This window comes from Haemophilus sp. UMB1048 (assembly GCF_030218125.1).
In the GTDB taxonomy this organism is placed as follows: Bacteria; Pseudomonadota; Gammaproteobacteria; order Enterobacterales; family Pasteurellaceae; genus Haemophilus_D.
The window spans coordinates 1-270 of the sequence record NZ_JASOPB010000103.1 but is presented as its reverse complement, the minus strand read 5'-3'; the positions used below and the strand labels follow the sequence as shown (position 1 = coordinate 270).

The following is a 270-nucleotide window of genomic DNA, read 5'->3' as shown; positions in this document are numbered from 1 at the left end:
GAATGTCAGTGATGGGATTCAGTTTAGTGCTGCTACAAACGGCGGGAATTGGTTAAAAGCAACATCAGAAGTTGTCCAGCGCATGGACAACTTCTGTCAGCTTCACTAAAGTCTTATTCTACCTTTTCGGCTGTCTCTTCTCTCGTACTGTTTAAGTATTTGTTCCGCGCTTCAAGCAGGGCGTCTCTGTCCTGGCGAAACGCCCGACAATATCGTTTCAAATGCAGGAAATAACCCACCACAACCAGAGCAATCAATACAATCCAGTAC

Annotated in this window: 1 protein-coding gene; it reads right to left on the bottom strand. The window is 45.6% G+C overall.

What is annotated here, in order from left to right:
• Positions 1 to 113 precede the first annotated feature (113 nt).
• On the bottom strand, positions 114 to 270 hold a 157-nt coding region (gene yqiD, locus QP437_RS10060), incomplete at its 5' end, for a protein YqiD (protein WP_284345781.1).